This is a genomic window from Candidatus Saccharimonadia bacterium (genome assembly GCA_035544015.1).
In the GTDB taxonomy this organism is placed as follows: domain Bacteria; phylum Patescibacteriota; class Saccharimonadia; order UBA4664; family UBA4664; genus UBA5169.
Map to the genome: position 1 here is coordinate 283,665 of DATKIP010000093.1, position 11,496 is coordinate 295,160.

At 59.5% G+C, this 11,496-nt stretch carries 14 protein-coding genes, 1 tRNA gene and 2 pseudogenes; 8 read left to right on the forward strand and 9 right to left on the reverse strand.

Annotated features, from left to right (window positions below; all coding sequences use genetic code 11):
- The first annotated feature begins 20 nt into the window (after window positions 1-20).
- Both VMT30_07955 and VMT30_07960 read left to right on the forward strand, forming a co-directional pair.
- A complete protein-coding gene (locus VMT30_07955; protein HVQ44863.1) occupies window positions 21-860 on the forward strand; it encodes a hypothetical protein in 840 nt (279 codons plus the stop codon).
- A gap of 5 nt (window positions 861-865) precedes the next feature.
- Complete coding sequence (locus tag VMT30_07960; protein HVQ44864.1) at window positions 866-1,750, forward strand: hypothetical protein; 885 nt, start codon at window positions 866-868, stop codon at window positions 1,748-1,750.
- 117 nt (window positions 1,751-1,867) lie between these two features.
- Here VMT30_07960 and VMT30_07965 read toward each other — a convergent pair.
- The 4 genes and pseudogenes from VMT30_07965 to VMT30_07980 all read right to left on the reverse strand — a co-directional run bounded on the left by VMT30_07965 (window position 1,868) and on the right by VMT30_07980 (window position 3,823).
- Window positions 1,868-1,960, reverse strand: a pseudogene (locus VMT30_07965) (30S ribosomal protein S18).
- Window positions 1,942-2,496 (reverse strand): annotated as a pseudogene (locus VMT30_07970) (coenzyme F420-0:L-glutamate ligase). The pseudogenes VMT30_07965 and VMT30_07970 overlap by 19 nt, the downstream one beginning before the upstream one ends.
- Window positions 2,493-3,167: a RibD family protein gene (locus VMT30_07975; GenBank protein ID HVQ44865.1), complete on the reverse strand. Its 675-nt coding sequence runs from the start codon at window positions 3,165-3,167 to the stop codon at window positions 2,493-2,495. Before VMT30_07975 ends, VMT30_07970 begins: the two are co-directional and overlap by 4 nt.
- Window positions 3,164-3,823: a queuosine precursor transporter gene (locus VMT30_07980; protein ID HVQ44866.1), complete on the reverse strand. Its 660-nt coding sequence runs from the start codon at window positions 3,821-3,823 to the stop codon at window positions 3,164-3,166. Before VMT30_07980 ends, VMT30_07975 begins: the two co-directional genes overlap by 4 nt.
- Window positions 3,824-3,993: 170 nt before the next feature.
- Between VMT30_07980 and VMT30_07985 the strand changes: the two genes are divergently transcribed.
- On the forward strand, window positions 3,994-4,926 hold the full coding sequence (locus VMT30_07985; GenBank protein ID HVQ44867.1) for a hypothetical protein: 933 nt from the start codon (window positions 3,994-3,996) through the stop codon (window positions 4,924-4,926).
- Window positions 4,927-5,020: 94 nt separating this feature from the next.
- Here VMT30_07985 and VMT30_07990 read toward each other — a convergent pair whose 3' ends face one another.
- Window positions 5,021-6,262 (reverse strand): MarP family serine protease, encoded by a 1,242-nt coding sequence (locus tag VMT30_07990; GenBank protein ID HVQ44868.1) that lies wholly within the window; start codon window positions 6,260-6,262, stop codon window positions 5,021-5,023.
- A gap of 160 nt (window positions 6,263-6,422) precedes the next feature.
- Between VMT30_07990 and VMT30_07995 the strand changes: the two genes are divergently transcribed.
- From VMT30_07995 to VMT30_08010, 4 genes are all read left to right on the forward strand, one after another.
- A complete protein-coding gene (locus VMT30_07995; protein ID HVQ44869.1) occupies window positions 6,423-6,842 on the forward strand; it encodes a hypothetical protein in 420 nt (139 codons plus the stop codon).
- A 142-nt stretch (window positions 6,843-6,984) separates the two neighbouring features.
- Entirely contained in the window at window positions 6,985-7,512 is a 528-nt protein-coding gene (locus tag VMT30_08000; GenBank protein HVQ44870.1) for a hypothetical protein, read from the forward strand.
- Window positions 7,513-7,578: 66 nt separating this feature from the next.
- Window positions 7,579-8,328 carry a hypothetical protein gene (locus tag VMT30_08005; GenBank protein HVQ44871.1) on the forward strand — a complete coding sequence of 250 codons (750 nt, stop codon included), beginning with the start codon at window positions 7,579-7,581 and terminating at the stop codon, window positions 8,326-8,328.
- 160 nt (window positions 8,329-8,488) lie between these two features.
- The gene (locus tag VMT30_08010; protein ID HVQ44872.1) at window positions 8,489-9,097 is read left to right on the forward strand and encodes a PAS domain-containing protein; all 609 of its coding nucleotides are present in this window, start codon (window positions 8,489-8,491) and stop codon (window positions 9,095-9,097) included.
- Between the two features lie 87 nt (window positions 9,098-9,184).
- Here the strand turns inward: VMT30_08010 and VMT30_08015 are convergent, their stop codons facing one another.
- The 4 genes from VMT30_08015 to VMT30_08030 form a co-directional block, all read right to left on the reverse strand.
- The gene (locus VMT30_08015; GenBank protein ID HVQ44873.1) at window positions 9,185-9,439 is read right to left on the reverse strand and encodes a type II toxin-antitoxin system RelE/ParE family toxin; all 255 of its coding nucleotides are present in this window, start codon (window positions 9,437-9,439) and stop codon (window positions 9,185-9,187) included.
- 3 nt (window positions 9,440-9,442) lie between these two features.
- The gene (locus VMT30_08020; GenBank protein HVQ44874.1) at window positions 9,443-9,673 is read right to left on the reverse strand and encodes a CopG family transcriptional regulator; all 231 of its coding nucleotides are present in this window, start codon (window positions 9,671-9,673) and stop codon (window positions 9,443-9,445) included.
- An 81-nt stretch (window positions 9,674-9,754) separates the two neighbouring features.
- Window positions 9,755-10,177: a VOC family protein gene (locus VMT30_08025; GenBank protein ID HVQ44875.1), complete on the reverse strand. Its 423-nt coding sequence runs from the start codon at window positions 10,175-10,177 to the stop codon at window positions 9,755-9,757.
- 47 nt (window positions 10,178-10,224) lie between these two features.
- Window positions 10,225-10,310 (reverse strand) — tRNA-Leu (locus VMT30_08030).
- Between the two features lie 106 nt (window positions 10,311-10,416).
- Here VMT30_08030 and VMT30_08035 point away from each other — a divergent pair.
- A complete protein-coding gene (locus VMT30_08035; GenBank protein ID HVQ44876.1) occupies window positions 10,417-11,496 on the forward strand; it encodes a sortase in 1,080 nt (359 codons plus the stop codon).

Sequence of the window (11,496 nt, forward strand, 5' to 3'; positions counted from 1 at the left end):
ATCAGATATATACTAGGCGCATGAGCAGCCTGCGCTTCCGCAAAATTTCTGTTCCCGGAGCCTCGGCGGCCTACGCCCCCACCACAATCGACCTCAAATTCTCCACCACCACGGCCGTCGAAAACCATCGCCTCCATCTCCTCGCCCACATCCCCTGGCACGACAAGTATCTCGCTCACGTACCCCAGGCCTACCGCAATTTTTTCAAATTTGTCCTGCCCTATCTCAGTACCCGCACAAGCGACGTCCATACCGCCATTTCGCTGGGCTTCGTAAACGAACTCATCACCAACATCGACCCCGGCACCAACCCCTACCTGGCCCATCTCGCCGTCACATTACACGATTGCGGCTGGTGTCGCGTGGATGACGCCCAGATCGCCGACAGCCTCGATTACTCCGGGGTAATCTTCACCCCCGCCGCCGCCATGGCCAAACACCTCCACACCGTTCACGGCAGCCAACTCGCAGCCGAACTCCTGCGCCACTACGACTTTGCCCAACCATTAAGCTCAAGCGAAATAGACCTCATCAGCAACATCGCGCTCTGGCATGAACGTCCGCTCGAATATCAAATCAACGGCCGCACCCCCAGTGCGCTCCTCGTAGCCTGTGAAGCCGACCGATTATGGCCATTTACCCACGAAAACTTTTGGCTCGATGTCGTCCGCAAAGGGGTAGAGCCAGGTGCCTACATCCAAAACGTCGGCACCTCGGTCGAAGGCCTGTTCCTCACCCCGGTCGGCCAAACCATCGCCTGGCGGCTCATCAACGAGCGCATCACCGAAGTCGCCGAATACGAAACATTTATGGCGCGACAAACGCCAACGGCGCCGATCTTGCGCACCGCTACCGCCTAGCCGCCATGAGTCAAACCCCACCGCAATTTGTCCGCCAATCCACCGCGCCACTCTACCCGCAGGTGCTTTACAGCCGCCCCGTCACGCGTCGGGCCGGCGGCCGGCTGCTCGTGGTAGGCGGCCACGTCGGCGAATTCAGCCTCCCCACCGCCATGCACCAGTTTGCCACCGCCGCCGGCATCGGCGAGTGCACCGTCATCATGCCCGAGACGCTGGCGAAATTCTTGGGCGGCGCGCCTGGCACAGCCTTCGCCGCCGCCACACCATCCGGATCGCTCGGCGGTGAAGCCCTGGGCCGCATCCTCGAGCTCAGCGAAGAGGCCGATGCCGTGGCTATCGGCCCCAGCCTCTCAAATAATTCCGCCACCGCCATCCTCGCCGAACGCCTCGCCGCCGAGATCCAGCGCCCGCTCATCGCCTGCGACGACGGCCTAGTGGCGCTCCGGCAAACGCTCCCGGCCGTCACCGACAATCCCGAAGCACTGATCATTCTCACCATGGCCGAGCTCTTCAAGCTAGCCGGCGCGCTCGGCGTCGCCATCAACATCCGCCCCGGCGCCGGCCTCATAAACAAACTCGAAATCATCCAAAACGTCGCCGCTGCCAGCCGCGCAGCCTATGCCGTCTACGGCACCGAAATCATCATTGCCGCCGGCGCCGAGCTCATCGTCACGCCCATCAACTACCGACTCTCGCTCACCCCGGCGCTCTTCTATGGCGCCCTCAGCACTTTTTGGATCCAAAACCACGCCCAACCCGCCGCCGGACTCGCCACCGCCGCCTACCTCATCGCCCGCGCCGGCGACGACCTCGGACCTACCGACACCCCCACGGCTTCCGGACTAGCCATCGCGCTCACAAACGCCATCAAACAAGCCGAGAATTTCTAAGCCGTACCCGGTCGCTTATCCCAAGGTATAGCCTTCAGCATCTCGCCATACAAATCCTCATCGAGCGGAATCCGCAAACTCTGAAGCTCCTCGGCCGTCGGATTACGATCCTGAAATTCCACCATATCCGCCCCCTCGATCACCACGATCGGCGTTCGCTGCGCTCCTTCGCCCATCATCAGCACCGCCGCCGCCGCCAAACCGTCCACCATACTCGCATACGTATACTTCAGATCATACGTCCCAAACACATCCGGCGTTCCCACATAATTATGCAACGGCGCAAACCCGCTGTGCGCCAGCCCCAAGCCCACCGTACCGCGGCGCATCGGCGTAATCCGGCTATCCGTCATCAACACCCCCACTTCGCGCCCGAATCGCCGGCGCAGATGCTCCCGGATCCGATTGGCACTGGCCTGCGGGTCGTCCGGCCACAAGATATAATTCCCATCACCATTCGATTCATCAATCCCCGCCGAGGCTATCAAAATATCGCGATTCACCGTCACCATCACGCCGTAGGGATTATATTCCGGCGGCAGGTAATACTCCGATTCGCGCCGTACCAAGGCTTCTTTCGCCTCCGCGCCAAACTTCACCACCCGGCCCTCGCACAGCGACACCACCTTCGCCGTCACCGCCAAAATCGACCGCTCCGGCATGTCTGTCACATACCGGTCCACCAGCTCCAGGAGGTCAAGCTCCCCAGCCCGCACCGCGTCGGTTTGAATCGTCGTTAACTTCACGCCCGGCCTTTCACAAATCGATAATGCAAGTATACCTCGTCACCCTCAGCGCGATGATCCAGCAATTCGAGCTCGGGCACCTCATCGGGCGCAAATAACACCCCGTTAATCATAGTGGGCGTACCAAACGACGTCCCAAACAGCTTCGGCGCCACCGTCACGTACAGATCGTCCACGAGCCCCGCCGCCACCCACGCGCCAAACAGCCGCGGTCCCGCCTCAAGCGCCCCAGCCCGCCAGCCCTCGGCCGCCATGCGATCGTGCAAAGCCGGCAAATCCACCTGCCCCGACCCCTGCCGCCACACCTCTACGCCCGCCGGCACCGAAGGCAGCTGCGCCTCCTCGGTCGTCGCCACGATCACCCGCAACACCGCGCCCTTGGGATCCACCTGCGCCAAGAGCGCCTCATCTGGATGCGCGCTCACCACCACATACACATACGGCCCCGCATGCTCATACCGCGCCAAAGCCGCCCCAAACTCCGGCGACCGCAAGCGGCCAAGGTGATCGTGGCTCATGGCCGTCAGCCGGCCGTGCACGAGCACATCGCACTGCGCCCGCAGGTCGAGCAGCTGAGCCAAATCCGCCGCCGAGCCGATCGGCCAATAGTCCGCACCCGGCCCCTGCACCTTGCCGTCAACGGTCATCACAAAATTGGCCGCGAGCTTCACGCAGTCTTGCTCTTGTCGCCGCGCAACCATGCCACACCGGCATACACCAGCGGCGTCTCAATCACCGACATCAAACATTTCAGCAGCCAGTAGGGGATACCAACTCCCAGCAAGAAGCTCAAATTATCGCCCAGTCCCAAAGCCGGCACATAGAACGCCAAGGTCATAAAAATCGCGGTGTCAAAGAATTGCGACACTACATTGGAGATGTTATTGCGGAACCACAAAGCTTTTTTGTGCATGCGCTCGCGCAATTTCGAGAACACCATCACATCAAGCAAACTCGCCAAGCCAAAGGCCACCAAACTCGCCGCCGCCATCCGAATCGACGTGCCAAATACCTTATCGTAGCTGGGCTCCATAGCCGCGAAACGCGTAGACGGGGGCAAATTTGTCACCGCCAGCGCATACACCATCAGGAGCGCAATCACGATCACTCCACACATTACCAAGCTGCGCGCCCGATCCCGGCCATACACCTCCACCATCACATCCACGGCCGAAAACATCAGCGGCACTACCAAAATAGCTACGCTGGCATTGAGGTGAAATCCGAAAATCGTCCCCAGCGGAACTATCTTAGCCCCCATCAGCTCGGAAACCACAATACACAGAATATACAGCGACACTACCAGATCAAGGCGATTAATCTTCACGCGGTACTCCCGTTTACGGCTTAATTATCCGCCCAAAGCATACCCGCCCGCAGCCGTTTTAGCCAGCTTAAGACCCAAATCGCCAACCCAACCCTCGTTCTTACCTTGACAAAATACCCAATTAGCGGTAAAAATACTCCACGCGTTCCCACTACTGATCGGAGACGAACGTGAGTACCGTTTTGTCATCGCGCCTGCCGGGCGCGCAACGCCGGGCCGCCGCCAACTGCTTGGCGATGGACATCGCCCACGCAGCCGCCTTGCTGGAGCAGCTGGAAGCCGACGACGTCGGCGCCCACTACCAGCTCAGCGAAGTCGTGCCGGGATACTTGCGCGTGACCTGGGCTACGCTCCTGCAGGACCACGGCTACAACAAGGAATACCGCGCCGCCGTCGCGGCCTACCAGCACCGACGCAACTACGAGAAGACGGTCCCTGAGCTCACGGCCGTCATGTCCACCTGGGCCGATCCGAACGGCAGCCTGGCCGCGCGGTTCGAGGCCGGCATCGCGGCGCGCCGCATCTGGGAGGACGTCTACACCAAGACCCGGCTGCCCAACGAGTACCTCGGTCGCCTCACCACCAAGTGCGGCTCCCGGCCCCCGTCGAAGCAGCTCCAGACAGTCCTCGACGCCTACGTGCAGCAGCTGACGACCGCCGCCCAGACCACCGGCACCGCCGCCGACAACCTGGCGGCGGCGGCCTTCGCGAAGCTTCGCCAGCTCCGGGACCGCGTCGACACGCGCTACCCCGGATTGCAGCCGCCGAACCACTGCTTCCACCTCGGCCTCACCTGGCCGACAATCCCCGACTGGAAGGAGCTCGTCAGCCGCTTCGTCAACGCACCGACGACCTGGGACCTCAACCTGCCACCCGAGGTGGTTCCCGCCGAGTTCGTCTACGACGCCGCCCAAGTGCTCCACTCCGGCTCCGGAGCCACCCGAACCGATGCCCAGGGCCTCCAGGCCTACCTCAACGCCAGCCCCGGGCTGCGGGCGCTCACTCCCGACCTGCTGCAAACCGCCGTCGCGTGGTTCGCCGCCAACGGCGAGCGGCTCCCGATCGACCGCTGGCTGACGGCCAGCACTGAGTCCACCCCCTAACCGCCGGCCACCGCGCCGGCCCAACCCGCACCATCTGCACGGCCAACAGCCGAGCAGAGGCCCCCGACGGATCATTCGTCGGGGGCCTCGCTATTTAATCGCCTGTCGTGCAGCTGCCCACGCCCACCGCCTCCGTCCTACCGCTTGCCATAGCCAAAAACGGCTCCACCACTTTGGTGGTCAACGCGTAGCCCACATCGTTCGAATACAGCGATCGCGCCAGCACCATACCTGCTACCGAACCGTCCGGCAGCACCACCGGCCCGCCCGAATTACCCGGCCGTATCGCCGCCTCGAGCGAGTACATCGGCCGCTCCACCCGACCCCGACCATAAATGTCGTACCCCGTAATCACCCCCCTATCCAAAATACCCGCCGACTCCCCCGTAAACGGCCCGCCGTCTGGATACCCAAGCACCACCGCCTTGGCCCCTGCCGCCGACTCATCCGGCGCCAGCCGCAACGGTTTACCCGCCACATGTTCCACCCGCAACAGCGCAATATCATTACCCGGATCAAACGCCACCACCGTCGCCGCATGAATCCCCGTGCGATCCACCGCAAACGGCCGCTTGATGCCCGCCACCACGTGCGCCGCCGTCAATACTTCATCCGGACCCGCCACAAAACCGCCGCCGCTCACCAAACCGCCGCAGCCCAGTCCCTCCACGCGCACCGTCGAGTCACCATCGAGCGCCACCACTTTGTCTACCAATGCCTGCTCAGCCGTATCCACCGATTTCGCCGGCGCCGGCTCCAAGCCCACAAACACCTGCGGGATGCCGTTCGGATCAATGAACGATTGCAGCCGCGTCACCCCCAACGGAGGCGGCGGCGCCACCCGCGTCAAAAACCGCAGCATCAGCGAATGCTGCAACCCCGTCGCAAACCATCCAAACGATGTCGTGAGCACCATGCCCGAAACCAACCACACCAAAATCAAGCTCGTGGCCCCGCTCAGCACCGCCCCCATGATCGCACCTCCCCGGTGCAAGCCAGCCAGCCGTGGCGTTGCCCGCCGAAGGTCCAGCCCCAGGCGATCGCCCGCAAAACCCATAAACAACCCCACACCCAGCACCACCCCAAACGCAATCGCCATGCGGCCCAGTCGATTAGCCGTCATAGTAACCGCAATCGGCACCAGCTGCATACCCAGAAACACCCCCAGGAAAAAGCCAATATCGGCCAACACCTGCCGCGTGAAACCCAGCCGGCGACCGTGAATCACATTCACGAGCACCAGCGCCACCACTAAAAGATCGATGCCAAAGGCAACGATAATGCCGGATATACTCAAAAACGGCGCGAAAGCAACAAAATAAGTGCCAATCGACATTACTTATCATCATAGTAGTTATGCTTATACTTTGCCATTCGTCAATATTCCAAAGTCTCCGCTCAATCAAGCCCAACTCTTCAGACAATCAACCCAATATCCGCCGCCATGACCAGCCTAATATAATCAGGTCCGCTCCACGCGACCACGGGGGACGATCATGCAGCTCATGCTCACCGCACCGGCCAACCCCGCCTGGAGGCACCGCAAAAGCTTCCGAGCCTGGTACGCCCAGCTAGGGGCCCGGGAATCCAGCCCCCGCACAGAAACCGACCCCATCACCGCCCAAAAGATCGTTACGCTGGTAGATCTCACTTCTCCGCAGGCCCAGATACTGGACGAGCTCCTCGGCAATCATCCCGCCTGTCCAACGCCTCCCCACGCAGACGGGACCGAGCTCACCTCCAGCCGTCATCGCATTATCGTAGAGTGGTATTCCACCATCTGTCCCAGAAACCAGGCGGGACTCTTCGACCAGACCCTCCATCCGGACGCCCTCACCCCCCAAGGACTCGCATCTGCTCTCTGCCCCTGTATTGGATGGCGCATAGCCATCTCCAAAACCAGCGAACCGGCGTAACCCCCACCTACCCTGCTACCGGGGACCCCATCCCCGGTAGCATTCCCAATTCACACCCACTTTCATTGACCAAAAGGGGGAAAGTTGTATAATAAGTAAGCTCCTGCATCCCGACCCCGTCCCGATCCTCCTGGAGGAACCGATGATACCCCGCTCCGAAATGTTCCACAGCGGAGGCTACGCCTCCCTGCCGGCGGCTAATCCCGACGGACGACCATCGATCGTACCGGGGGCGATTTGGCCCGTCGTATGTCTGACCGAGGGCTGCGTCGCGCCTCTCACCATCGAGGGATTACGTCGGCCGCGAATGTACGGCGTCGTGTGGGCCGGACCGCCCCTCGCAGTGCAGCAGTTCTCAAGTGCGTGTGGCGCGAGCTACCTCTACAGTAGCGTCCAACGCCAAGGCCAAGTGGGCATCGGCGTGATGATATTCGCCGGAAGCATCGCCGTGGTCGAAAGCACCAAGGGAGTCGTCGGGACAGTGCATTTCACCCTCGGCGACACCGGCGAAGTCCGGCTAGCCCCAGGCCTCGTCCCGGCCATCGTGCAGTTCCCCTTGCACCCCAAGGAGCCGCCCTACGTGCTGGCGGCACAGATGTCCGAGTACGCGTATACCGTGCTCGTCCCCCACTACCTCCAGCTATCCCGCCCGGTCCCTGCCAGCGCATGAGCCCACCGTTCCTGCTGCGAAGGGCTAGTCCAGTCGAGAGGAGCCACAATCGTCGGCCGAGCCAGCATGCTATGTGCGCGCCCGATCAAGTCCGTTTACAGCCCAACGGTACCCCGCATAACCGTCGGATGGCAGGGCGTCATCAACGACCGAACTGTCGTAGCCGTCGACCCCCAAACGGGGCAGGTCATCACCGCCAAAGAACCCGGCGGGCAATGGCTGCTCGAGTGCCGGTCCTGGGTAGACGATGGGGGAAAGATCCTGCTCCACGTTCCGGGATACGACAAGGCATACCCCTGGTCAAACCGCCTCATATCCCTCTACCTGCGCGAGGTCCTACGCGGTCGGAACATCGACCTCGTCCGTGTCACAGACAGCCCCAAGCCTATGGCCACCAATGCCAGGTTCTCGCTGCGTCCCGGCGTGGGTTACGACTCCAGCCCGTTCAGCTGGGTGACCACCGCCGCCCTCGACACCGCCGGCAGCCTCTACCCAAACCCCGGCGCCTACGACCCCCGGCGCCTACGCATGACCGGCGTCATCGAGTCACCCAAGGGCATCACCACCAGCTTCCCGGAAGACGCATGGGTCGGCCACAGACTGCGGTTCCCCAGCGGCGTCGAAATGATGGTTCGCAAGCGCACCGAGCGCTGCGGACTCCCCACCCGATCTCAAGCCCAGCACGGACTCACCGCCGACGTCGGCATGCTCGCCGCTCTCACCAAGCATCACGCCAAGGCCCTGGGCGTCTACTGCTCGCTGGTCGAGCCGGGCATGGGTGTCATCGAGGAAGGAGATGAGATCGAACTCATCTAGTCAGCGCTCTCGTCTCACGAGACGCTTCACGCCCTGCGGCGTGGCGGAAACAAACCGCCCGTGGCGGGGCGTTTTCGCGTTTCGCGTTCACCTGTTAATATTTAAAGGTAGATCAAGTTAACGCCACTCCTCCCCAGCAGAGTAGAAGGACAACCATGCCATGGCGGTTAAAGCGGTTAAAGTTGATGCCGATGAACTATGGCATGTAGCTTGGACATACATAAAGACCGTTGTAGACACCGTGCGACACCCCTTTTTGATCCTCGACGAAAATCTCGTGGTAATCTCGGCCAATAAAACCTTTTACACCATGTTTGAGGTCACGCAGAACCAAACCGAGGGCAAAAAGGTCTACGACCTGGGCAACGGCGAATGGAGTGCCCCCAAACTGAGAATTCTTTTGGAGGACATCCTGCCCAAAAACACCTTCTTCGAGGACTTTAAGGTTGACCACGAATTCCCCAAAATAGGCCGCAAGGTCATGATGCTCAACGCCCGCAGAGTCTATACGACAGACGAAGAACGACCGATCATACTCCTCGCCATGGAAGACCTCACCCGGCAAAGACAGCTAGAAGAGCAGTTGAAGGCCTATACCAAAAGCCTTACCCGTGAAGTCGCCAAACGAACAGCCCAGCTAGAATTTCGCGTACGCGAACTAGAAAAATTAAACCGAACCATAACACGACGCGAGAAAGACATGCAGCTATTTAAAAAAGAGCTGGAAGAGCTTAAAGCCTCTCGGTTAAGCAATTCCGACCCAGCCTAAGGATATTTGCCAGCGCAATCCCTTTGAAGGAATTGGCAAACCAGAACCATAGTCACAGACGCTAGAACTGCGATTCGATCGGCAACCCTACCTATAAACTTCCCGACGATTACCAATCTTAATAATCTCAACCACTAACTGTTGATCCATGACCGAGTATACAACCCGATAGTCGCCAATCCTGATCCGCCATGCATCAACACCCGTCATCTTCTTTACGCCATGCGGTCTGGGATCGTGAGTTAGGGAATCAATCAGTTCCGAAACCTGCTTGCGAACAGAAATAGGTAACTTACGTAGCTCCCTAGCGGCACTAGCCCGAAAGGTTACTGAATAGAGCATCTACTAAAGTAGTCCGTCTCGCATTAAATCTGCTTTAACTTTATCCCATGCAAGCAATGGCTCGGCCTTGCGTGCATTAATAGTTGCCACATCCTCTGCATCTTCCAGCAGCTCAGCGAGTTGATCATTGATCAGCTCTGAAATTGATTTATTTTGTTCAACCGCCTCATGTTGCAGATATTTCTTGACATAGGGGTTTAAATAAACGGTTGTTCGCTCCGTGAGGGTAGCCATATCGCTCTCCTTATTTAGCCTTATTCTAATGCAACAACGTCATAACGTCAAGACGTTGCAAATAACTCGTTTTCTATGCCACTAGAACTCGCGGTTATCCTCTGAGATTTCAACCAAAATACCGTCTGGATCAGCCACAAAGAAATAACGAGGGCCAGTTCGGCCTTGAGTAACCTTGACATCAGAGGCGACCACAGCCTTAGCAGCCAAGTCCTCCCGCGCTGCCTCGATTGAATCTACCTTCAATCCAAAATGTTTTGTGCCAATGACGGGAAGATCCGTTGAGGTCGCATGTATGAAATCCGGAGCAGACAGGGGAGCAGCATAACAAAACAATTCTAAGATAAACTCACCATTACGAAGGTGCGTTATGCTCAAAGTCTTGTCCTCGGCCTCCCAAAGATGAACTTGCTCGAACTCAAGTAATTTATAAAAATCTACAGATTTTTCTCTGTTTGTAACACTGATGGCAACGTGCGTGGATTGAATACATGTAAATATCATACCAAACGCAATAACGACCCAACCGGGTCGTTATACGCAATGATTCTTGGTACCGCTGGTCGGACTCGAACCGACATGACCTTGCGATCGAGGGATTTTGAGTCCCTTGTGTCTACCATTCCACCACAGCGGCTTATTGTAAAAAGAGATGTTTATGTTAAAATATTAGATCGAACAATGATCGCGCTTGGTAATAGCACGGCACTCACGATACCATAGAAGCTATAAAGCAGACAATTATGGCCGACCCCTCCGACACCCTCAATATTGGCTCGCTGCGCCTGCGCAAGGAATACCCTATCGCGCAAACGCAGATTCAACGCGACCCCGAAAGCGCTAAGCACCCCGCTGCAGCCGCAGCCGCCCGCGCGCGCATCGCCGCGCTGCCCGAATTCGCCGCGCTGTCCGAACTGCACCCAGCAGTAGCCGGACCCATGCTCGCAACACCCGCGCCCACAGCCGACCTAGTCACGAGCAAATCCAAACTAGCCGACGAAGCCCGCACCAAGCCCCTCGTGCGCGGCCGGCGCTTGCCCTCGGCCGTCATTCCATTTCTCACGGCCGCCGGCGTGTTCTTGTTGGTGCTGTTACTCTTCAAAGCCCCGGTCATCATCAACCAAATCAACTATTCGCTCTCAAACAAACCAGCCGCACCCGTCACGACCACCAATCCCGCCGCCGACATCATCCCCGCCGAAAATACCCTCACCATAGCCAAAATCGGCGTTCACTCGCCCGTGATCTACGAGCCCAGCATCCAAGAAGCCGCCATCCAGCGAGCACTGCAAGACGGCGTGGTGCACTACGGCAACACCGCGCTACCCGGCGCCAACGGCAATGTTGCCATCTTTGGCCACTCATCAAACGACTGGTGGGAGCCGGGCGACCACAAATTCGAATTCGTGCTGCTCGATAAACTCACCGTGGGCGATCAAGTAAGCCTCGATTATCAATCCAAGCGTTACATTTACGAGGTCACCGGCGCCCGGGTAGTAGAACCCACCGAGGTGAGCGTGCTCAACCCCACCGCCACCCCCACGCTCACGCTCATCACCTGCTCACCGCCCGGCACCTCACTGCGCCGGCTCGTAGTCACGGCCAAGCAAATCAACCCCGACCCCACCAAAACCGCGGTGGCCGCCACCACCCCCGCCGCTCAGGCGACGCCGGCCACGCTCACCAGCTCATCGCCCGGCTTCCTCGACCAGCTCGTACAAGCCTGGAAGGGAATTTTCTCAGGACTGCCGTCGCTCTTTGGCGGCGGATCGTCACCCTCGCCGTCGCCCGCTCCCGCCGGTCAGATTCCCAACGTCAAGTAA